This is a genomic window from Micromonospora sp. CA-249363 (assembly GCF_050950185.1).
In the GTDB taxonomy this organism is placed as follows: domain Bacteria; phylum Actinomycetota; class Actinomycetes; order Mycobacteriales; family Micromonosporaceae; genus Micromonospora.
Map to the genome: position 1 here is coordinate 6398194 of NZ_CP192020.1, position 20231 is coordinate 6418424.

General features: G+C 71.7%; 22 protein-coding genes. 10 read left to right on the forward strand and 12 right to left on the reverse strand.

The genetic code is table 11. The features are described 5' to 3' along the window. Positions 1-17 precede the first annotated feature (17 nt). From ACQPZK_RS28685 to ACQPZK_RS28695, 3 genes are all read right to left on the reverse strand, one after another. Positions 18-1307 (reverse strand): hypothetical protein, encoded by a 1290-nt coding sequence (locus ACQPZK_RS28685; RefSeq protein WP_433535880.1) that lies wholly within the window; start codon positions 1305-1307, stop codon positions 18-20. A 70-nt stretch (positions 1308-1377) separates the two neighbouring features. Then, the gene (locus ACQPZK_RS28690; protein ID WP_433535881.1) at positions 1378-1953 is read right to left on the reverse strand and encodes a TetR/AcrR family transcriptional regulator; all 576 of its coding nucleotides are present in this window, start codon (positions 1951-1953) and stop codon (positions 1378-1380) included. 68 nt (positions 1954-2021) lie between these two features. After that, positions 2022-2942, reverse strand: coding sequence for a proline dehydrogenase family protein (locus ACQPZK_RS28695; RefSeq protein WP_433535882.1), 921 nt, complete (start codon positions 2940-2942; stop codon positions 2022-2024). On the opposite strand from ACQPZK_RS28695, the gene ACQPZK_RS28700 reads away from it, so the two are divergent. Genes ACQPZK_RS28700 through ACQPZK_RS28710 form a run of 3 tightly spaced genes read left to right on the forward strand, consistent with a single transcriptional unit; the run spans position 2941 to position 5071 of the window. Beyond that, positions 2941-3297 (forward strand): hypothetical protein, encoded by a 357-nt coding sequence (locus tag ACQPZK_RS28700; protein WP_433535883.1) that lies wholly within the window; start codon positions 2941-2943, stop codon positions 3295-3297. The genes ACQPZK_RS28695 and ACQPZK_RS28700 overlap by 2 nt on opposite strands. Before the next feature lies 1 nt (position 3298). Then, complete coding sequence (locus ACQPZK_RS28705) at positions 3299-4465, forward strand: glutathionylspermidine synthase family protein (RefSeq protein WP_433535884.1); 1167 nt, start codon at positions 3299-3301, stop codon at positions 4463-4465. A gap of 18 nt (positions 4466-4483) precedes the next feature. Further along, on the forward strand, positions 4484-5071 hold the full coding sequence (locus ACQPZK_RS28710) for a CGNR zinc finger domain-containing protein (RefSeq protein WP_433535885.1): 588 nt from the start codon (positions 4484-4486) through the stop codon (positions 5069-5071). Positions 5072-5086: 15 nt separating this feature from the next. On the opposite strand, the gene ACQPZK_RS28715 is transcribed toward ACQPZK_RS28710, so the two are convergent. Together ACQPZK_RS28715 and ACQPZK_RS28720 are read right to left on the reverse strand one after the other, a co-directional pair. Further along, the gene (locus ACQPZK_RS28715; RefSeq protein ID WP_433535886.1) at positions 5087-5893 is read right to left on the reverse strand and encodes a sugar phosphate isomerase/epimerase family protein; all 807 of its coding nucleotides are present in this window, start codon (positions 5891-5893) and stop codon (positions 5087-5089) included. Between the two features lie 75 nt (positions 5894-5968). Next, entirely contained in the window at positions 5969-6913 is a 945-nt protein-coding gene (locus ACQPZK_RS28720) for a Ppx/GppA phosphatase family protein (RefSeq protein WP_433535887.1), read from the reverse strand. Between the two features lie 80 nt (positions 6914-6993). On the opposite strand from ACQPZK_RS28720, the gene ACQPZK_RS28725 reads away from it, so the two are divergent. Genes ACQPZK_RS28725 through ACQPZK_RS28735 form a run of 3 tightly spaced genes read left to right on the forward strand, consistent with a single transcriptional unit; the run spans position 6994 to position 8409 of the window. Then, on the forward strand, positions 6994-7791 hold the full coding sequence (locus ACQPZK_RS28725; protein WP_355051020.1) for a hypothetical protein: 798 nt from the start codon (positions 6994-6996) through the stop codon (positions 7789-7791). A gap of 34 nt (positions 7792-7825) precedes the next feature. After that, on the forward strand, positions 7826-8026 hold the full coding sequence (locus ACQPZK_RS28730) for a hypothetical protein (protein ID WP_355050827.1): 201 nt from the start codon (positions 7826-7828) through the stop codon (positions 8024-8026). Continuing rightward, entirely contained in the window at positions 8023-8409 is a 387-nt protein-coding gene (locus tag ACQPZK_RS28735) for a type II toxin-antitoxin system death-on-curing family toxin (protein ID WP_433535888.1), read from the forward strand. The genes ACQPZK_RS28730 and ACQPZK_RS28735 overlap by 4 nt, the downstream gene beginning before the upstream one ends. Before the next feature lie 10 nt (positions 8410-8419). Here ACQPZK_RS28735 and ACQPZK_RS28740 read toward each other — a convergent pair whose 3' ends face one another. Then, positions 8420-8998 carry a TetR/AcrR family transcriptional regulator gene (locus ACQPZK_RS28740; RefSeq protein ID WP_433535889.1) on the reverse strand — a complete coding sequence of 193 codons (579 nt, stop codon included), beginning with the start codon at positions 8996-8998 and terminating at the stop codon, positions 8420-8422. 316 nt (positions 8999-9314) lie between these two features. On the opposite strand from ACQPZK_RS28740, the gene ACQPZK_RS28745 reads away from it, so the two are divergent. After that, positions 9315-9968 carry an NADPH-dependent F420 reductase gene (locus tag ACQPZK_RS28745; protein ID WP_433535890.1) on the forward strand — a complete coding sequence of 218 codons (654 nt, stop codon included), beginning with the start codon at positions 9315-9317 and terminating at the stop codon, positions 9966-9968. Positions 9969-10029: 61 nt separating this feature from the next. Here the strand turns inward: ACQPZK_RS28745 and ACQPZK_RS28750 are convergent, their stop codons facing one another. Next, a complete protein-coding gene (locus tag ACQPZK_RS28750) occupies positions 10030-10713 on the reverse strand; it encodes a response regulator transcription factor (RefSeq protein WP_039906992.1) in 684 nt (227 codons plus the stop codon). A gap of 23 nt (positions 10714-10736) precedes the next feature. Then, positions 10737-11996 (reverse strand): sensor histidine kinase, encoded by a 1260-nt coding sequence (locus tag ACQPZK_RS28755; protein WP_433539344.1) that lies wholly within the window; start codon positions 11994-11996, stop codon positions 10737-10739. 224 nt (positions 11997-12220) lie between these two features. Here ACQPZK_RS28755 and phoU point away from each other — a divergent pair, with 224 nt between their 5' ends. Further along, positions 12221-12874 (forward strand): phosphate signaling complex protein PhoU, encoded by a 654-nt coding sequence (gene phoU / locus ACQPZK_RS28760; RefSeq protein WP_433535891.1) that lies wholly within the window; start codon positions 12221-12223, stop codon positions 12872-12874. Positions 12875-12924: 50 nt separating this feature from the next. Here phoU and ACQPZK_RS28765 read toward each other — a convergent pair whose 3' ends face one another. Further along, a complete protein-coding gene (locus ACQPZK_RS28765) occupies positions 12925-13692 on the reverse strand; it encodes a phosphoglyceromutase (protein ID WP_007465667.1) in 768 nt (255 codons plus the stop codon). 153 nt (positions 13693-13845) lie between these two features. Here ACQPZK_RS28765 and ACQPZK_RS28770 point away from each other — a divergent pair, with 153 nt between their 5' ends. Beyond that, positions 13846-15123, forward strand: a complete 1278-nt coding sequence (locus ACQPZK_RS28770) for an MDR family MFS transporter (protein WP_433535892.1) — start codon at positions 13846-13848, stop codon at positions 15121-15123. A 77-nt stretch (positions 15124-15200) separates the two neighbouring features. After that, complete coding sequence (locus tag ACQPZK_RS28775) at positions 15201-16463, forward strand: MFS transporter (RefSeq protein WP_433535893.1); 1263 nt, start codon at positions 15201-15203, stop codon at positions 16461-16463. 371 nt (positions 16464-16834) lie between these two features. Here ACQPZK_RS28775 and ACQPZK_RS28780 read toward each other — a convergent pair whose 3' ends face one another. The 3 genes from ACQPZK_RS28780 to mshA form a co-directional block, all read right to left on the reverse strand. Continuing rightward, complete coding sequence (locus tag ACQPZK_RS28780) at positions 16835-17629, reverse strand: hypothetical protein (RefSeq protein ID WP_433539345.1); 795 nt, start codon at positions 17627-17629, stop codon at positions 16835-16837. 569 nt (positions 17630-18198) lie between these two features. Then, entirely contained in the window at positions 18199-18708 is a 510-nt protein-coding gene (locus ACQPZK_RS28785) for a YbjN domain-containing protein (RefSeq protein ID WP_433535894.1), read from the reverse strand. Positions 18709-18762: 54 nt separating this feature from the next. Next, complete coding sequence (gene mshA, locus ACQPZK_RS28790; RefSeq protein ID WP_433535895.1) at positions 18763-20127, reverse strand: D-inositol-3-phosphate glycosyltransferase; 1365 nt, start codon at positions 20125-20127, stop codon at positions 18763-18765. Between the last annotated feature and the right edge of the window lie 104 nt (positions 20128-20231).

Genomic DNA, 20231 nt, shown 5'->3' on the forward strand with positions numbered 1-20231 from the left:
GATGGTACGGGTCACCGTCACGCGGCGGTGGCGCGGACGTACGCCACGCACTCGTCGTGCAACGCCGACCAGTCCTCGCCGAACGCCTCGTCGGCGGCGGCGGCGAGGGTCGCGCGGTCGTGCACCACGGCCTTGAAGAACGTCAGCAGCCGCTCCGGCCCGAACCGGTCGACGAGGTGGCGGACGGCGAGGTAGCCGACGCCGTAGCTGCCGCCGACCCGGTCGGCGGGCGCGTCGTCGGTGGGCGTGACCCCCTCCAACCGACCGTCCCAGCCGCCGCGGACCAGTTTGCGCACCTCCGCGAGCCCTTCGTACCGGTCGACCGGCCGACCTCCGGAACCCGAGAACTCGGCCAGCCCTTCGACGAGCCACCAGGTCGTCTTGCCCGGATATCCGCGTTCGGGCAGCGAGGCGGCGTGGGTCAGCTCGTGCCGGAGCAGTTCGTCGGCGCCGCTGGCGGGCAACCCCTCGGCGTTGAGCACCACCTCGTGGTGGCCGCCGCCGACCGTCACCGCGTAGCCGCCCGTCCACTGTGGCCGTCCGCCGCCGTACCAGCGCTGCCACTCGGCACGGCCGGCGTAGAAGATCCGGTAGCGGTCCGGGGGTGAGCCCGCCACGACGTACGTGTCGGCGACCTTGGCCGCCGCCTCGGCCTGGGTCAGCAGAGCGGGCAGTTTGCCGCGCAGCGCCGGTGTGGTGGCGACGACGGTCCGCGCGCCGACCGCCACGACCAGTTCGCTGATCTCCCACGGCCGGGTGCCGGTCTCCGCGGACCTGGACTCCTCGACGGCGACCAGTCGGGGCTGGTCGCCGTTCTCCCGCCAGCGGGTGCCGATCAGCACCGGGCTCGGTCGGCAGTCCGCCGCGACGAAGCAGTACTGGAAGCGGACCAGCAGCCGCCACTCCCCCGCCCGGCCGACGACCGGCGTGGGCAGACCGCTCGGCTCGGCCCGCCAGACGGTCACCCTGAGGGCCCGCAGGGAGGCGAATCGACGGCGCAGGTCGGCGTGCGCGCCCGGGTCGGCGATGGCGAGGAAGGCGGTGCGGTCGCCGCCGAGCAGCGCCGTGGACTGTCGTCGGAGCTGCGCGGTCATCCGGTCGGACAGCCCTCGCGCGACGGCGGTGGCCGGGTCGTCGGGGGCGGTGGCGCCGGCCCGGCTGAGCGTGGCTCGGCCGCCGGCCTCACGGATGGCCCCGACCACCAGCGCCGCCGGAAGGCCGCAGCCGAGCAGCAGGACGACAACGACGAGTACGGTCCACAGCGGCCAGAGCGGCCGCGGTGCTGGCTGCTGCACCCCGTCAGTCACCCGCCGAAGGGTACGACCAATCGGCGAATCGGGCGAGGCCGACCCGGCCCGATCGGCCCCATCGGCCGGGTCAGGCCCCGCGAGCCGGCCACGAGCGGAACGCGGTGTCCAGCCCGGCGACCAACTGGTGGTACGAGCGGTCGACCTCGCGCGGCAGACCGAAGCCGCCGGCGGCCTCCAGGGCGACGAAGCCGTGCAGGGCGCTGCGCAGGGCGCGGGTGGCGTCCACCGCGTCGTCGCCGGTCAGCCCGTAGCCGCGCAGCACTGCGAAGATGGCGCCCACCGCGCGTTCGCCCGCCTCGACGTGCTCCGGGTCGGACGGGTCGGGCACCCGCTGGGTGGTCGGGTAGCGCCCGGGGTGCCGGCGGGCGTACGCCCGGTAGGCGTCGGCCATCGCGCGCAGGGCGTCGCCGCCGGCCCGCCCGGCGGCGGCAGTGGTCAGCTCGGTGGCCAGCTCGGCGGTGGCGAGCGCGGAGAGCTTCTGACCCAGCGCGTCGGCCCCGCGGATGTGCTTGTAGAGGCTGGGCAGGGCCACACCGAGTCGGCTGGCGAGCGCGGCGAGGGTGAGTTGTTCGTATCCGACCTCGTCGGCGAGGCGGGCGGCCTCGCGTACCACGGCCTGCTGGTTGAGCCCGGCCCTAGGCACCGACACACACCCGGCTAGCTGTCATAGCCCGAAAGCTAACTCCGCTAGCCGGGCGCGTCAAGCGATCGTCACTTCTTGGAGATCAGGGCGCGGCCGAAGAAGACCATGTTCGCCGGGCGCTCGGCGAGCCGACGCATCAGGTAGCCGTACCACTCGTCGCCGTACGGGACGTAGGTGCGCACCGTGTAGCCCTCGCCGGCCAGCCGGGCCTGCTCCTCGGGACGGATGCCGTAGAGCATCTGGAACTCGAAGCGCTCCGGCCCCCGGTCGAACCAGCGGGCCCGGTCCTCACCGATCGAGATCATCCGCGGGTCGTGCGTCGCCAGCATCGGGTAACCGTCACCGGACATCAGGATGTTCATGCAGCGGACGTAGGACTTGTCCACCTCGCGGGCCGACTGGTAGGCCACCGACTCCGGCTCCTTGTAGGCGCCCTTGCACAGGCGCACCCGCGACCCGGCCGAGGACAGCTCCCGGCAGTCGGACTCGGTCCGCCGCAGGTACGCCTGGAGCACCGCCCCCGTCGACGGGAAGTCCTTGCGCAGCTTCGCCAGCACCTCCAGCGTCGAGTCGGTGGTGGTGTGGTCCTCCATGTCCAGCGTGACCGTGGTGCCCGCGGAGTCGGCGGCCGCGCAGATCGCACGCGCGTTGTCGTACGCCAACTGCTCGTCGAACATCTGGCCGAGCGCGGAGAGCTTCACACTCACCTCGGCGGCCGGGGTGAGCCCGGCCCCGGAGAGCATCGACAGCAGCTTCAGGTACTCGTCCCGGGTGGCCGTGGCCTGCTCGGGGGTGACGGTGTCCTCGCCTAGGTGGTCGAGGGTGACGGCCAGACCGTCGTCGACGAGCCCGCGGGTCGCGCGCAACGCGTCGTCGGTGGCGGCGCCGGCGACGAACCGGCGGACGACGTCCCGGGTGTACGGGGCTGTCGCGACGAGCCGCTCGACCTGGGATGACCGGGAGGCGGCGAGGATGACGGAACGGAGCATGAGCCGAGCGTATCGCCCCTGCCAGGACCCCCGCCCGGCGGCGGCTGGGGCTGCGGCGCTGGCGTCGATCGGCTACAACGATGCCGTGGACCAAAGCCCCCGCCGCCGGCTCCGGTCGGCCTCCGTGCAACTCGGCGCGCTCACCGCTCTCGCGCTCGCCCTCTCCGGCTGCAACATGACCTCCGACGACGACGATGACGACTGCGCCCTCGGACCGGTCGGTGGCGGTGACACGGTCGCGCTGGCCATGCGGGTGTCCGCCCCCACCGCGGGGCGGGCAGCGGGCGAGCCGACGAGCGCCGCCCTGCCCGAGCGCGGCGGGTTCGGCACCCACCTCGCCTCCTGCGGCGGCTGACGTGCGCCGGGAGTCCGTCACCCCCCGGGCCGACTGGGACGCCACCATCCGGGTGCAGGGGCTGGTCTACGTCGACACCGAACTGCCCGACGGCGGGATCATGTCGTACTGGGACGAGACCGCCGCGTACGCCTTCGACCTCGACGAGGTGCTGCGGCTGGAGGAGGCCACCGAGGAGTTGCACCGGATGTGCGTGGCCGCCGCCGAGCACGTGGTGGCCCAGGGCCGGTACGCCGAGTTCGGCATCCCGGAATGGGCCACCGACGCGGTGGCCCGGTCCCTGCGCGAGACGCCGCCCACCCTCTACGGGCGCTTCGACCTGGCGTACGACGGCACCTGGCCGCCGAAGATGCTGGAGTACAACGCGGACACCCCGACGGCGCTGGTCGAGGCGAGCATCATCCAGTGGTACTGGCTGGAGCAGACCCGCCCCGACCTGGACCAGTGGAACAGCCTGCACGAGCGGCTGGTCGGCGCCTGGGCCAAGATCGGCGCCGGGCTGCACGACCCCCGGGTGCACGTGCTCTGGTCGAACGAGGAGGAGTCGGGCGAGGACCACATGACCGCCGGCTACCTCGCCGAGACCGCCCGGCAGGCCGGCCTCGACGTCAAGCTGCAACCCATCCAGGAGATCGGCTGGGACGGCCGGCGCTTCGTCGACGCCGCCGACCACCCGGTGACCACCTGCTTCAAGCTCTACCCGTGGGAGTGGATGCTCGCCGAGCCGTACGGGCCGCCCGCGCTGGCCCCGGGCACCCCGACCACCTGGATCGAGCCGGCCTGGAAGCTGCTGCTGTCCAACAAGGCGCTGCTCGCGATCCTCTGGGAGCTGTACCCCGGTCACGAGTACCTGCTGCCGGCGTACCTCGACTCACCGCGCGGCATGCCCGAGTACGTGGCCAAGCCCCTGCTCGGCCGCGAGGGCGGCTCGGTACGCATCGTCACCCCCGGCGAGGAGATCACCAATCCGGGGATCTACGGCGACGAGGGCTGGTGCTACCAGGAGTTCCGGGCGCTGCCGCAGTTCGACGGCAACCGGACGGTGTTGGGTAGCTGGATCGTGGACGGCGAGTCGGCCGGACTGGGGGTCCGGGAGAGCGCGAGTCTGATCACCGACGGCTACGCGCGGTTCCTGCCGCACTACATCGACGCGCCGCGCGCCCCGTGAGTCGTCTACCGTTGGGGTGTGAACTTCGACGCGTACGCCCGGACCGGCGTTGACCTGGTCAACGCCCGCCTGGACGACCTCGACGACCTGCGGGCCCTCTTCCCCGACGACAACGCCTGGATGCGCGACGAGGTCGCCGACCGGGACGTCGCGATTTTCCGGCGGGCTCAGAAGCGGTTGCGCGACGTCTTCGAGTACGGCACCTCGGGGCGCGACGCCCAGGCGGTGACCGAGCTGAACGCCCTGTTGGAGGCGTTCCCGGTCCAGCCGCGCATCTCCGGGCACGACTCCAGCGACTGGCACATGCACGTGACCAGCCGGGGCGCCTCGGTCAGCGCCGAATACCTGGCCGGCGCGGTCTGGGGGCTCTCGGTCTGGCTCTGCGAGTACGGCAGCGCCCGCTTCGGGGTCTGCGCCGACGAGCGGTGCGGCAACGTCTACCTGGACACGTCGTCCAACTGCTGCCGGCGGTTCTGCTCCGAGCGCTGCGCCACCCGCTCGCACGTGGCGGCGCACCGGGCCCGCAAGCGTGCCGCCGTCGGCGAGCAGGCGACGGTCGCCCCGCAGCCGACCCCGACGACCGAGTCGCTGACGCCGGTCAGCTGACCCGGCGGTCACCGGTCAGACGTCGACCGGTGACGGCGCGGTGAGGTGCTCGCGGGCGAATTCGAGCGCGGTCCGCAGGTCCGCCTCGCGCACCGCGCGGCTCTTCGCGCCCCGGGTCGCCACCTCGACGGCCACCGCCCCGGTGAAGCCCCGGCCGGCCAGCGAGGAGAGCAGCTCGCCGCAGGGCTGGGTGCCGCGCCCGGGCACCAGGTGCTCGTCGCGGCCTCCGCCGGTGCCGTCGCCCAGGTGCACGTGGGCAAGCCCCGCGCCCATCCGGTCGGCCATCGCGAGGGGGTCACTGTGCGAGGCCGCGCAGTGTGAGAGATCCAGGGTGTACGACGGGTAGCCGGTGTCGGTGGGATCCCACCCCGGGACGTACGGGACGAACTGCCGGCCCGCCATGCGCACCGGGTACATGTTCTCCACCCCGAAGCGGAGCCCGGAGAAGCGCTCCTCGACTCCGGCCAGCCCTTCGGCGAACCCGCGCGCGTAGTCGCGCTGCCAGGTGAACGGCGGGTGCACCACCACTGTCGGCGCACCGAGAGTCTCGGCCAGCTCGGCGGCCTTGCGCAGCCGCTGCCACGGGTCCGGGCTCCACACCCGCTGGGTGACCAGCAGGCAGGGCGCGTGCACCGAGAGCACCGGAACGCCGTAGTGCGTCGACAGGCCGCGCAACGCGCCCGCGTCCTGGCTGACCACGTCGGTCCAGACCATCACCTCGACGCCGTCGTAGCCGAGGGCCGCGGCCAGTTGGAACGCCGCGGCGGTCGGCTCGGGGAAGACCGACGAGCTGGACAGGAGTACGGGTACTCGGGACGTCACACCAGCCAGCGTAGCCCGGCTGTCACGGGGTCATCAGGACGAGCACCGGCAAACCCGTGGGCAGCCGGGGACCGGTCACATCGGTTCGAGTTGATCCAGCCGACGGAGGATGACCCCCTCCCGCAGCGCCCACGGACAGATGTCCAGCGCATCCAGGTCGAGCCGACGCATCACCGCCTCCGCGACGACCGCGCCCGCCAACAGTTGGTGGGCCCGGCCCGCGCCGACCCCCTCCAACTCCGTCAACTGGGCGGGCGTCATGTGCCGGATGAAGCCGATGATCTGCCGCAGACCGGCACGGGTCAGCCTCCGGTGCACCCACAGTCCCGCGCCGGACGGCGCCGCGCCGGCCAGTCGTGCCAGGGTGCGGAACGTCTTCGAGGTGGCCGCCACCCGGTCCCAGCCCACCTCGGTCATCTGCTCGACGACCTTGTCCAGCCGGCTGTCGACGTACTCCCGTAGCTTGTCGACGGCCTCGGCGGACGGCGGCGTGGTGCTGGCCGGGTCGACCCGCAGTTGCTCGCGGGTGAGACGCCCGGCGCCGAGCGGAAGCGAGACCGCGACATCCGGGTCCTCGTCGATCCCGGCGGCGATCTCCAGCGAGCCGCCGCCGATGTCGAGCACCAGCAGACGCCCCGCCGACCAGCCGAACCAGCGCCGCACCGCCAGGAACGTCATCCGTGCCTCGTCCGCGCCGGAGAGCACTTCCAGGCGTACGCCGGTCTCGTCACGGACCCGGGCGAGCACGTCGGCGGCGTTGGTGGCGTCGCGGACCGCGGAGGTGGCGAACGCGATGAGGTCGTCGGCCTCCAGTCCGGTGGCCGCCGCGCGGGCCATGCCGACCGCCTTGACCAGGCTGTCCGCACCCACCTCGGTCAACGCTCCGTCGGGGCCGATCTGTTCGGCGAGACGCAGGACGACCTTCTCCGAGTGGGCCGGCCAGGGGTGCGCGCCGTGATGCGCGTCGACCACCAGCAGGTGCACCGTGTTGGAACCGACGTCGAGGACACCCAGTCGCATGGTGAAGACACTAGGTGCAACACGTTCGTGCGGCTCGTCGGCCCGCGGACGGCACCACGCGTACGCTGGTCCGGGTGACGATGGAGCTCCGCGTGCTGGTGGACGACCCGGGTGACCCGCGCAGCCGCGAGGTGCCGCTGGACTTTCCCCGGGAGTGGATCGAGTTCGCCGACCCGGCGGACGAGACCCACCTGATCCGGGCCGACCTGACCTGGCTGCTCTCCCGCTGGACCTGCATCTTCGGCCAGGGCTGCCACGGCATCATCGCCGGCCGGGCCGCCGACGGCTGCTGCTCGCACGGGGCGTTCTTCACCGACTCGGACGACGAGAAGCGGGTCCGTCGTGCCGTCAAGCTGCTCACCCCGTCGACCTGGCAGCACTTCCAGCGTGGGTTCAAGAACTGGACCGACGAGGACACCATCGACGGCAAGAACCCGGCTCGCCGCACCGCCACCCAGGGCGCCGACGGGCCGTGCGTCTTCCTCAACGACGCCGACTTCGTCGGTGGGGGTGGCTGCGCGCTGCACGCCCAGGCGCTGCGCGACGGCGTGCACCCGCTCGAATACAAGCCGGACGTCTGCTGGCAGCTCCCCATCCGGCGGGACCAGGACTGGGTGAAGCGTCCGGACAACACCAAGGTGCTGGTGTCCACCCTGTCCGAGTTCGACCGGCGGGGCTGGGGCGCCGGTGGGCACGACCTCGACTGGTGGTGCACCTCGTCGACCGACGCGCACGTCGGGACCGAGCCGATGTACCTGTCGTACGGCCCGGAGCTGACCGCGCTGATCGGCGCCGCCGCGTACGAGCGGCTGGCCGAGCTGTGCGCGGCCCGGGTACGGCAGGGCCTCGTCGCCCCCCACCCCGCCGACGAACTCTAGTCGATCTTGGTAGCGGTCTTGCTACCATATTCGTATGGCAATGACCCTCCGGCTGGATGACGAACGCGAACGGCGACTCCGTCTCGTCGCGGACGAGGAGGACCGATCCATGCACGCCGTCGTGGTCACCGCCATCGACGACTACCTGGCGCGACGAAACGCCAAAGAGTTCGGCGACCTCGCCGACGAGATCATCGAACGACACGCCACGCTGCTCGCGCGCCTGGCCGAATGATGGCCGAGGTCCGATACCCCACGCTCGCCGATGTGGCCGGCATCGCCCGCAAGCTCGGGGTGGGGATCAGAGACGCCGGCCTCGTGGAGTCGGCGGTGGCTCGGCCGAGAACCAGCGTCTTCGGCGAAGACGCCTACCCCGATCTGTGGACCAAAGCGGCGGCGCTGCTGCACTCACTAGCGAACAACCATCCGTTCGTGGACGGCAACAAACGGATTAGCTGGATCGTCACTGTCGCCTTCCTGTTGCAGAACCGCGCGGTCAGCATCGACCAGCTCGACGAGACCGATCAGGACGTGGCGTACGACCTCGTCATCGGCGTGGCGGAGAGTCGACTGACGGAAGTTGCCGAAATCGCCGCCGCCCTACGCAAACTGTTCTGAGCGCTCGGAGTCAGTCGAGGGCGGCCTCGACGAGGGTGTGGGCGCTCTGACGGGCCGCCTCGGCGATCGCCGGATCGCCGTCCAGTACGCCGCTGGCGAGCCCACCGTCGAGCAGCAGGGTGAGCTGCCGGGCGAGCATCTCCGGGTCGGCCGCGCCGGCCTTGCGGGCCAGCTCGGTCACCCACGCCCGGACGACGGTCTTGTGCTCGACCGTCCGGGCGTGCACCGGACCGCCGGCGGGCGACTCGGCGGCGGTGTTGATGAACGCGCAGCCGTGGTAGCCGTCCCGGCGACAGGCGCTGACGAGGGCGTCGAACATTCCGACGAGCTGGTCGCGCGGCTCGTCGCCGGCATCGCGGGCGGCCGCCCGTAGCGCGCCGAACCAGGCCTGGTCGACCCGGTCCAGGTACGCCAGCACCAGGTCGTCCTTGCGCGGGAAGTGCTTGTAGAGCGTCGCCTTGGCCACGCCCGACTCGGCGATGACCGTGTCCACCCCCACCCCGCGTGGCCCGTGCGCGTAGAAGAGCCGGAACGCGGTGTCCAGGATCCGGTCCCGGGCCGACCCGGCCGGCGTGCGCTGCGCGGACATCGGCACTCCCTCGTCGTTGCTGGTGACGGGCACGATTTTACAGACAGCTCCGTCTACGACCGCATCCGCACGCTCGTCGAGGAGCGGGCGAGGTAGGTGTCGGAGGAGCCTTTGGAGCTGAATCGTTTGCGGCATCAGCGGATGACTCGTTCACGACATCAGCTCCAAAGCCGCCGCAACAGAGTCCCTACCCCGCCCCGGGCATCGCGCCGGCCTCGTTCGGGCGTTCAAACAGGGCAGCGGATAGACAGACCTGTCTGTTAGTCTGCCGGCAAGCGGCGCGAGGCCACCGCGCCCCAGTGGAGGATCGATCGACATGCGCATCGCAGTTCTCGGCACCGGCTCGGTGGGACAGGCCATCGCGGCCCGTACGGCGGAGCTGGGCCATCAGGTCACCATCGGCACCCGGGACGTCGCGGCCACCCGGGCCGGGGCGTTCGCCGCCTGGTCCGCCGAGCACCCCGGGGTCGGCCTGGAGACCATGGCCGCGGCGGCAGCCGACGCCGAACTGGTCGTCAACGCCACCAGCGGCACCGGATCGCTGCCGGCGCTCTCCGCGGCCGGCGCGGCGAACCTGGCCGGCAAGGTCCTGCTCGACATCGCCAACCCGCTCGACTTCGGCGCGGGCTTCCCACCCACCCTGACCGTGGACGACACCGAATCCCTGGCCGAGCGGATCCAACGGGAGTTCCCGGAGGCCAGGGTCGTCAAGTCCCTCAACACGCTCACCGCCGAGCTGATGGTGCGCCCGCGTCAGCTCGCCGACGGCGACCACAGCGTCTTCGTCTCCGGCGACGACGCGGAGGCGAAGCGGATCGTCACCGGCCTGCTCGTCAGCTTCGGGCACACCGACGTGATCGACCTCGGTGACCTCTCCACCGCCCGGGGCGTCGAGATGCTGATGCCCCTCTGGCTGCGGCTCTACGGCGGGCTCGACACCGCCATCTTCAACCTCAAGGTCGTCCGCTGAGCGGACACCGACAGCCCGAAGGGGGTCCACGCCGGGCGTGGACCCCCTTCGGGTCGGCCGATCACGGCTCGAACTTGTAACCCAGGCCCCGGACGGTGACGATGAACCGCGGCGCCGACGGCTCCGGCTCGATCTTGGAACGCAGCCGCTTGACGTGCACGTCCAGCGTCTTGGTGTCGCCGACGTAGTCGGCGCCCCAGACCCGGTCGATGAGCTGGCCACGGGTCAACACCCGGCCCGCGTTGCGGAGCAGCAGCTCCAGCAGCTCGAACTCCTTGAGCGGCAGCTGCACGGCCCCGCCCTCGACCGTCACGACATGCCGCTCGATGTCCATCCGCACCGGGCCGGCGGCCAGCGTCGGGGCGCCCGCCTCGGCGACCTCCGGGCTCTGCCGCCGCAGCACCGCCCGGATTCGGGCGACCAGCTCCCGGGGGGAGTACGGCTTGGTGACGTAGTCGTCGGCACCGATCTCCAGGCCGACCACCTTGTCGATCTCGCTGTCCCGCGCGGTGACCATGATGATCGGCACGGCCGACCGCTGCCGGAGCTGCCGGCACACCTCGGTCCCCGACATCTCGGGCAACATGAGGTCGAGCAGCACGATGTCGGCGCCGGTCCGGTCGAACTCGGTGAGGGCGTCGGTTCCGGTCGCGGCGACCGATACCTCGAAACCCTCCTTACGGAGCATGTACGACAGGGCGTCGGAGAACGACTCCTCGTCCTCGACCACCAGAACGCGGCTCAACGGGGATTTCCTTTCCATTGCTGTCAGACCTGCCGTAGCTCGGCCGGACCGGCCTCGATCCCAACCGGCGGCAGTGTCGCCAGTAGGTCGTCCGGTGGGCTGGCGGGCAACCGGAGGGTGAACGTCGACCCACCACCAAGAGTGCTCGACACCTCCACCCGACCGCCATGGTTGCTCGCGATGTGTTTCACGATGGCCAGGCCGAGCCCGGTGCCACCGGTGGCGCGGGACCGGGCCTGGTCCGCTCGGTAGAACCGCTCGAAGATCCGCTCCACGTCCGTCGGGGCGATGCCGATGCCCTGGTCGGCGACGGCGATCTCGACGTGCTCCTCGTCACCCCGGAGGGTGACCCGCACCGCGGTGTCCTCGCCGGAGTAGTTGATGGCGTTCTCGACCAGGTTCGCCACCGCCGTGGCGAGCTGGCTGTCGCTGCCGTAGGCGGTGAGGCCACGCGCGCCGTCGACCGTCACCTCGACGCCCCGGGCGGCGGCCGTGGTCCGGGTGCGGTCGACCACCTCGGCGATCACCCAGTCCAGCGCGACCGGCTCCGGCGGCGGCTGCGGCTCGGCGCCCTGGAGTCGGGTCAGCTCCAGCAACTCCTGCACCAGCCGGCCCAGCCGGGTGGACTCGTGCTGGATCCGCTCCGCGAACCGACGGGCGGCGACCAGGTCCTCGGACAGGTCGGGCGCCGCGGCGTCGGCCGGCTCGGTGGCGTCCAGCAGTGCCTCGGCGAGCAGTTGCAGCGCCCCGATCGGGGTCTTCAGCTCGTGGCTGACGTTCGCCACGAAGTCGCGCCGGACCCGGGTCAGACGGTGTGACTCGGTCACGTCGACGGCCTCGACGGCGATGAAGCCGTTCCCGAGACCCATGGCCCGCAGGTGCACGCCCAGCGGGTTCTCGCCCGCGCTGTCGCGGCCACGGGGCAGATCCAGCTCGATCTCGCGCCGCACGCCGGTGCGCCGCACCTGACCCGCGAGGGTACGGATCAACGGGTGCGCGGCGATCGAACCCGGTGTGGTACCGGTGCGCAGGAGCCCCATGGCGCGGGCGGCCGGGTTGATCAGGACGGGTACGTCGTCGTCGTCCAGCACCACGACGCCGGCCCGGAGCGAGTCGATCGTCCGACGGCCGAGCCCGGCCTGCTGCAAGTCGGCTATCGCGGGCCTCCCCCTGCTCCAGCGGGAGCTCGCGCTACCCGTCGACGTGGAGCGGCCGCCTGCCGGCAGGAACCGGGGCAGCAGGAGACCGGCGACCAGTCCGGCCGCCAACGCCACGGCCACCACGACCGCCACTGCCCACTCCACCCGGCGATCGTAGGGTCATTGTTAACCTGGCTACCACACAGAACGGGACGAACCACCCTCACTTCGAGAAGTGTTCACCCCCACGTCTGGCGTCGTTCACCGTCGTTCATCCGGGGTCCGTCAACGCCCCCTACCGTTGGCGTCGCACCTGCTCAACCCCTGCGCCGACACCCGTCGGCGGCGACCGACCACAGGACGTGATGATGCGCGACGAGTTCCGGGCCGACCTTCAGATCGTCAGCCAACTGCTGGTGGACATGGCGGAGGGCATCCGCGCCGCCATGCGCCAGGCCACCCGGGCCCTGCTCACCGCCGACCGGCAGGCCGCCGAGACGGTCATCGAGCGGGACGCCGAGATCGACGACCTCTACCGGCACGTCGAGGAGCGGGTCTGTGACCTGCTCGCCCGACAGGCGCCGGTCGCCTCCGACCTCCGGGCGATGATCACCGCGCTGCACGTGGCGGCTGATCTGGAGCGGATGGGCGACCTCGCCGAGCACGTGGCGAAGACCGCGCTGCGTCGGCACCCCTCCCCGGCCGTTCCGGCCGAGCTGCGGACGGTCTTCACCGAGATGTCCGAGATCGCCGACCGGATGGCCGCGAAGATCGGTTCCGTGCTGGCGAAGCCCGACGTCGACCTCGCCTCCGAGCTGGACCGCGACGACGACGCCATGGACGAGCTGCACAAGAGCCTGTTCGCCGTACTCCTCGGCGACGACTGGCCGTACGGGGTGGAGACCGCGATCGACGCCACCCTGCTGGGCCGCTTCTACGAGCGTTTCGCCGACCACGCGGTGAACGCCGGCGAGCACGTGATCTACCTGATCACCGGAGAGAACAGCCCGACCGCCAGCTGACGTACCCGAAAAGGGGCCCCCGCAGCGCGCGGGAGCCCCTTTTCCTGTGCTCAGCGGCCCTGGTTGGCGACCGCGGCGGCGGCTTCCTTCGCTGCCGTCGGGTCGAGGTAGGTGCCGCCCAGGGTGAGCGGGCGCAGCTGCGGGTCGAGGTCGTAGCGCAGCGGGATACCGGTCGGGATGTTCAGCTTGGCGATCGCCTCGTCGGAGATCTGATCGAGGTGCTTCACCAGGGCGCGCAGCGAGTTGCCGTGCGCGGCCACCAGCACCGTCCGGCCGGCCAGGATGTCGGGCACGATCGAGTCGTACCAGTACGGGAGCATCCGCTCGACGACGTCCTTGAGGCACTCGGTACGCGGCATCAGCTCGGTCGGCAGCAGCGCGTACCGCGGGTCGCCGACCTGCGACCACTCGTCGTCGTCCGCGATGGGCGGCGGCGGGGTGTCGTACGAGCGCCGCCAGAGCATGAACTGCTCCTCGCCGTACTCGTCAAGGGTCTGCTTCTTGTTCTTGCCCTGTAGGGCGCCGTAGTGCCGCTCGTTGAGCCGCCACGACCGGCGCACCGCGATCCAGTGCCGGTCGGCGGCGTTGAGCGCCAGCTCGGCGGTGCGGATCGCCCGGCGCATCACGCTGGTGTGGACGACGTCCGGCAGCAGGCTGTGCTCGCGCAGCAGCTCGCCGCCGCGTCGTGCCTCGCCCTCGCCCTTCTCGGTCAGGTCGACGTCCACCCAGCCGGTGAAGAGGTTCTTGGCGTTCCAGTCGCTCTCGCCGTGCCGCAGCAGGACCAGCGTCCCGACGGTGGGCCCCTCGCTCGCAGTCATGCGGATCATCCTGCCTCAACCGGATCGCGGACACGCGGGCACCCGTCGTGACGACCACCACGTGAAAAAGCGAGTGACCTGCGAATCCGGCCAGCACTAGGGTCGTAAGGCGCGGTAGTTAGATCGGTCATTACTTGTAAGCGGGGGCGCGACGTGCGGACGATGCAGAGCTGGTTCCGGGACACCACCGGAGGCCTGCCGAGGACCTTCTGGTACCTGTGGTCCGGCACCCTGATCAACCGGCTCGGCTCGTTCGTTCTCGTGTTCCTTGCCATCTACCTGACCCAGGAACGTGGCTTCTCCCCCTCCCAGGCCGGCCTGGTGCTCGGCCTCTGGGGCGTCGGCGGCGCGGTCGGCACCACCGCCGGCGGGGCCCTCGCGGACCGGTGGGGTCGCCGGCCGACGCTGCTCACCGCGCATGTCGGCGCGGCGACCATGATGCTCGCCCTCGGGCTGGCCCGGGACCTCTGGGCGGTGGCGCTGGGCGCCCTGCTGCTCGGCATGTTCGCCGAGGCCGCCCGGCCGGCGTTCGGGGCCATGATGATCGACGTGGTGCCGGCGAGGGACCGCCTACGCGCCTTCTCGCTCAACTACTGGGCCATCAACCTCGGCTTCGCCTGTGCCGCCATCCTCGCCGGCCTCGCCGCGCAGGCCGACTACCTGCTGCTGTTCGTGGTCGACGCGGGCACGATGCTGATCACCGCACTGATCATCTTTGTTCGGGTGCCGGAGACGCGCCACGGCGGATTTCCCGTCGCGGCGACCACCACCCCGCGCGGCGCCCTGCGCACGATCCTCACCGACCGGGTCTTTCTCGGCTTCGTGACGCTGAACCTGTTCGCCGCGCTGGTCTTCCTCCAGCACATCTCGATGCTGCCGATCGCCATGGGCGACTCCGGTCTGAGCCCGGCCACGTACGGCTCGGTGATCGCCCTCAACGGTTTCCTCATCGTCGTCGGCCAGCTCTTCGTGCCCCGGCTGATCCGAGGGCGTAACCGCTCGCAGGTGCTGGCCCTCGCCGCCGTGGTGATGGGCGTCGGCTTCGGGCTGACCGCGTTCGCGGGCAGCGCCTGGTTCTACGGGCTGACGGTGTTGATCTGGACGGTCGGCGAGATGTTGAACTCGCCGTCGAACTCCACGCTGATCGCCGAGCTCTCCCCGGCCGAACTGCGCGGGCGCTACCAGGGCGTGTTCGGCCTCTCCTGGCAGATCGCCGGCGCGAGCGCGCCCATCCTGGGCGGTCTGGTGCGGGAGCACATCGGCAACGCGGCGCTGTGGCTCGGCTGCGCCGCGATCGGCGTGCTGACGGCGGTGGCCCACCTGGCGTCCGGCCCTGCCCGTGAGCGGCGCGCCATCGCCCTGCGGCACGCCGCCGAGGTCGCGGCGCCGGTGCGCACCCGTTCGCCGCAGCCCGCCGAGGTCACGGCCTGAGTCCGGTACGACCACCGCGCAAAGGCCCGACTACCGTTCACGGGAACGGTTAAGAAACTGAACTGTCAGGAGGTCGCATGCACGCCCTGCGGCGCTGGTGGCACGACACCGCGGGCGGGCTTCCCGGCTCCTTCTGGTACCTCTGGGCAGGTCTGCTGATCAATCGCGCGGGCGCGTTCGCCATGCTCTTCCTGTCGCTCTACCTCACCGACGCCCGGGGTGCCAGCGAAGCGCTGGCCGGCGTCGTCGTCGGCGCGTACGGAGCCGGTGGGGCGGCCGGCGTGCTCTTCGGTGGAGTGCTGGCCGACCGGTGGGGCCGCCGGTCAACCCTGCTCGCCGCCCACCTGGCCACCGCCGCCCTGATGGTGGCGCTGGCCTTCAGCCGGCCCCTGCTGCTGATCGCGGTGTTCGCCGCGCTGGTCGGCGTCGCGCACTCCATGCCCGGCCCGGCGTTCGTGGCGGCGATCGTCGACGTGGTGCCCGCGGACCGGCGCTCGCGCGCGTTCAACCTGGAGTTCTGGGCGTTGAACCTCGGGATGGCGGTCGCCTCGCTGCTCGCCGGGCTGGTGGCCGAGGCGAGCTTCACCGCGCTGTTCCTGGTCGACGCGGGTGCCACGCTCACGGCCGCCGCCGTCATCGGCTGGAAGGTCCCGGAGACCCTGCGACGGGCCGTCCCGGCCGGCCACCCGGCGGCCGTCCGGCCCCGCCGGCCCGGACTGCTCACCGTACTCTCCGACCGGATCTTCCTGGTCTTCGTCGGGCTCACCTTCGTGCTGGCCGTCCTCACCCTGCAGACCTCGACGATCATGCCGCTGGCGATGCGCGCGGACGGCCTCGGACCCTCGGCGTACGGCGTGGTCGTGGCACTCGGCGGCGCGCTGATCGTGCTGGGGCAGCTGTTCGTGCCCCGCCTGATCGACGGACGCCGCAAGGCTGTCGTACTGGCCGCCTCCACCGCCCTGCTGGCGGTCGGCTTCGGAGTGCTCGCGGTCGCCGACGACCTCGCCGTCTACCTGGGCGCGGCGGTGGTCTGGACGGTCGGCTCGATGCTCGCCGCCCCGCCCAACGCGCAGATCAACGCGGATCTCGCGCCGCCGGACCTGCGCGCGCGGTACCAGTCGGTCTTCTATCTGACGTTCCCCGCCGCGGCCTTCGTCGCGCCCGTGCTGGGCGGGGTGAGCCTGCAGTACCTCGGCGACCGGCACTGGCTGATCGTGGGCGGACTGGGCCTGCTGGCCGCCCTCGGCCACCTGCTGGCCGGGCCGGCCCGCGAGCGGCACGTCGACGCCCTGGGCCGGACCGTCGACCGGGAGCCGGCAGACCCGGTCCCGACAAGCTGACCGGACGACGGCAAAGCGCCCACCACGACCCGAAGGTCACTGGTGGGCGCTCGCCGGTGGGGCCGGCGGCGGCGGGCAAAACTCACCCCCGTAAGCATCGCCCGCTCGCGCCGCCGGTCCAAACAGGTGGGCACCGTCCCCCAACGGTTGATCCACCCGTCCCCTCGCACCTCGCTTGGTGCACGGATCTGATCGATCCGCCGCTCCCCCGAACGTTTCCAAGCGTGGCGCGGCCCAATAAAGCTAGTTCGGCCGGATTCTGGATTCAACCCGAATGGGCTGTCTCGCCGGTCACAACTGACGAGTATCCCCAGCTCTGGCCTCGGTCTGTGGCAACAGCCGACTACCCGCCGAGCATTCCCGCAAACACCTCACCCGTCCTCACGATCGGGTGACTCGGTCCGGAAGAAGTTGCTCTGCCGACCGTCGCGCATCTGCTCCTGGTAGATCAAATTGAGCCGGCGCAGATCGAATGTGTGGAACCACTCATCCCAGGTGATCTCACGAATCCGGCTGCTTTCCCGGTATCCGGGGATGTTGAAGGTCAGAACACCCGCCCGGCCCTCCCGCTCGGTACCCGCGATGGTGGCCGGCTTCGCCCCCCGCGCCCGCGCCCAACGCTGGATGACCTCGTGGTTCGCGGTGATCAGACTCCGACCGGGCCGCTCCGGCCGGTCGGCGATCGACGCGATCACCTGCGAGCTGCGGACCGACCGTCCGCTACCCCGCCCGGTCCGGATCCCACCGGCCGCCGTGCCCGTCGACCGGCTCGCCGTCGCCCGCTTCGCCGGAGCCGCGCGCTTCGCCGTGGCGCGTTTGGTCGGAGCCGCGCTCTTCGCCGTGGCGCGTTTGGTCGGAGCCGCGCGCTTGGCGGCCGGTCGGGCCGGCGCCTTCTTCGCGGGCGCCTTCCGCCCCGGAGCGGTACGAGCGGTCGTTGAGGTCCGGCGCGTAGCCGTCGACTTCGTCGCCGTCGACTTCGCCGCCGTCGTCTTCTTCGCGGCGGCCGACTTACGGGCCGCCGTCGACGTCCGCGCGGTCGTCGTCTTCTTCGCAGCCGCCGTCTTCCGCGCCGGGGTGGCTCTCTTCGCGGCGGCTGTCTTCTTCGCGGCGGCCCGCTTCGCCGGGGCGCTCTTGTTCGCGGGCGCGGCCTTCGCGCGACTCGGCACCGCCCGCGCCGCCGACTTCTTCGTCGCGGCGGCCCGACCCGCCGACGCCCTGCTGCCGGATGCCCGGCCGGCCGGCCCGGTGCTGCGCCGACCCGCGCCCCCGGCGTCCGAACGCAGCGAGCGCACCAACTGTTTCACCAGGTCGGGCTTGCGCATCGCGGAGATACCGGAGACCCCGCGCTTGCGCAGTTGCCCGCGGATGTCGTCCACCCGCATCTGCGAGATCGCCGACTCCGAGATCCCCGGCGTACCCGGAGTCTGGTTGCCGGCCTGTCGTTTGGTCCGGGTCGCAGTCCCGCCGCGACCTGAGCTGTTCCGCTGAGCCATGGGACGCTCCGCTCCTCGACACTCCGTCCTCGGCGCGCGGGGGTCCCTGTGCCGCACCGCGCGCCGCGGCATACCCCGCAGAAGCGCCCCGAACCCTCCAGGCAAGTCACGGCGCAACCCCGCCCCCAACCGCGCCGATCTTGCACTTTCGGTGGTCGTTTTGTGGGGATAGACCCCATAAGTCGCCACAGAAACTGCAAGATCGCGGGGAGAGGAGGGGGGTGGGGAGGGTAGGAGCGGGGTCAGGGTGAGGTGGGGGTGGAGGGCTCGAAGAGGTGGGCGAAGGCAGCCAGGTTGGCGGTCGACTCGCCGCGCTTGACGCGCCACTCGTACTCGCGCCGGATCGAACTGCCGAAGCCGATCTCCAACATCGTGTCGAAGGACTCGTCCGAGTAGGTGAGCACCGAGCCGAGCAGCCGGTCGAGTTCGTCGGCGTCCACGCCGGCCGGATTGACCCGCCCGGTCAGGTAGATGTCGCCGACCGCGTCGATGGAGAAGGAGACGCCGTACATCCGGGCGTTGCGCTGCAACAGCCACGCCCACAGCTCCTCGCGGCGCTCGTCGGGCTGGCGCATCACGAACGCCTCGATCCGCAGGGCGTGCTCGCCGACGATCAGGTTGCAGACCGTCTTGAGCTTGTGGGTGCCCGGCAGGGTCACCGCGTACGAGCCGGGACCGGTCGACTCCCAGGCCAGGTCACGTTCGGTACAGACCGACTCGATGAGGGTCGCGAGGTCGCTCTTCGGGCTCATCGGACCCACTCTACGACCGACCCGGTGCCCGCACCCGGTGGCGAGCGCCCGGGCTCACCAGGAGCAGGAGAGCGCGGCGTCGCCGGCCAGGTCAGCGGCGAGCCGGGCCCGGCGGGCGGCGATCGCCTCGCCGTAGACGTCGAGCAGACCCGACACCGTACGGTCCCAGGAGAAGTGCCGGGCGTGCTGCGCGGCGCCCCGGGACAGGGTGGCCCGCAGGGCGCTGTCCGGCAGCAGGCGACCCAGCGCGCGGGCCCAGTCCACCGGGTCGTGCCCGTCGATCAGCACCCCGCTCACGTGGTCCCGTACGGCGGTCACCAGGCCCCCGACGGCGGCGGCCAGCACCGGCGTACCGCAGGCCTGGGCCTCCAGCGCGACGAGCCCGAAGGATTCGTTGTGCGACGGCACCGCGACCAGGTCGGCGGCCCGGTAGAGGGCCGACAGGTCGTCGCCGGTGCGCGGCGGCAGGAAGACGACCCGGTCGGTGACCCCCAGCGTGGCGGCCAGCTCGATCAGGGCGGTCGGCCGGTCCAGGCCGCTGCCGCTGGGCCCGCCGCAGATCACCACGGTCACCTCGTCGGCCAGGGCGGGGTCACGCTCGCGCAACGCCGCGACGGCGCGGATCAGCACGTCCGGCGCCTTCAGTGGTTGGATCCGGCCGACGAAGGCCACCACGTACCCGTCGACCGGCAGCCCCAGCCGGCGGCGGGCGGCACGGGCGGCCAGGTGGCGGTCGCCCGGTGCGGGCCGGAACCGGGCCAGGTCGACGCCCGGCTGCACGACCGTGACGTGGGCCGGGTCGGCGTCGTACCGCTCGACCAGGTCGCGGGCCTCGACCCGCGTGTTCGCGACCAGTTGGTCCGCCTCGGCGACCACCTGCTCCTCGCCGATCACCCGGGCCTTCGGTTCCGGCCGGTCGTCGGCGGCGAGCTGGGCGTTCTTGACCTTCGCGAGGGTGTGCGCGGTGTGCACGAGCGGCACGCCCCAGCGCTCCTTGGCCAGCCACCCGACCTGGCCGGAAAGCCAGTAGTGGGAGTGGATCAGGTCGTAGTGCCCGGGCGGGCGGGACGCCTCGGCACGCAGCACCCCGGCGGTGAAGGCGCAGAGCTGGCCGGGCAGCTCCTCCTTGGTCAGCCCCTCGAGCGGGCCGGACATGATGTGCCGCACCTGCACGCCGGGGGCCATCTCGACCACCGGAGGAAGGTCACCCGAGGTGGCCCGGGTGAAGATCTCCACCTCGACGTCGGCCTCGGCGAGCCGCCGGGCGATTTCGAGGATGTAGACGTTCATCCCCCCGGCGTCGCCCGTTCCGGGCTGGTGCAGTGGGGATGTGTGTACGGAGAGGGTGGCGATGCGGCGGGGCCGGGGCCACGGTTGGGCACCTCGCTGACGACCGACACCGGTGTGCAGTTCCGCCACGTCCGCTCCTTCTGTCACGGGGGATGCCGTCACGCACGACCGGCGCTTCTCGGTCAACCTGTACGCCGGATGTCATCTTCCCCATCGGGCTACGGAAATGCGTC

Bases quoted from the DNA above. Each gene is read 5' to 3' on its own strand.
- ACQPZK_RS28745 (WP_433535890.1), top strand. From the start codon at position 9,315: ATGCGCATCGCAGTTCTCGGCACCGGCTCGGTGGGACAGGCCATCGCG.
- ACQPZK_RS28725 (WP_355051020.1), top strand. From the start codon at position 6,994: ATGGAGCTCCGCGTGCTGGTGGACGACCCGGGTGACCCGCGCAGCCGC.
- ACQPZK_RS28735 (WP_433535888.1), top strand. From the start codon at position 8,023: ATGATGGCCGAGGTCCGATACCCCACGCTCGCCGATGTGGCCGGCATC.
- phoU (WP_433535891.1), top strand. From the start codon at position 12,221: ATGCGCGACGAGTTCCGGGCCGACCTTCAGATCGTCAGCCAACTGCTG.
- ACQPZK_RS28720 (WP_433535887.1), bottom strand. From the start codon at position 6,913: ATGCGACTGGGTGTCCTCGACGTCGGTTCCAACACGGTGCACCTGCTG.
- ACQPZK_RS28765 (WP_007465667.1), bottom strand. From the start codon at position 13,692: ATGACTGCGAGCGAGGGGCCCACCGTCGGGACGCTGGTCCTGCTGCGG.
- ACQPZK_RS28700 (WP_433535883.1), top strand. From the start codon at position 2,941: ATGAGCCGAGCGTATCGCCCCTGCCAGGACCCCCGCCCGGCGGCGGCT.
- ACQPZK_RS28740 (WP_433535889.1), bottom strand. From the start codon at position 8,998: ATGTCCGCGCAGCGCACGCCGGCCGGGTCGGCCCGGGACCGGATCCTG.
- ACQPZK_RS28730 (WP_355050827.1), top strand. From the start codon at position 7,826: ATGGCAATGACCCTCCGGCTGGATGACGAACGCGAACGGCGACTCCGT.
- ACQPZK_RS28785 (WP_433535894.1), bottom strand. From the start codon at position 18,708: ATGAGCCCGAAGAGCGACCTCGCGACCCTCATCGAGTCGGTCTGTACC.
- ACQPZK_RS28775 (WP_433535893.1), top strand. From the start codon at position 15,201: ATGCACGCCCTGCGGCGCTGGTGGCACGACACCGCGGGCGGGCTTCCC.
- ACQPZK_RS28695 (WP_433535882.1), bottom strand. From the start codon at position 2,942: ATGCTCCGTTCCGTCATCCTCGCCGCCTCCCGGTCATCCCAGGTCGAG.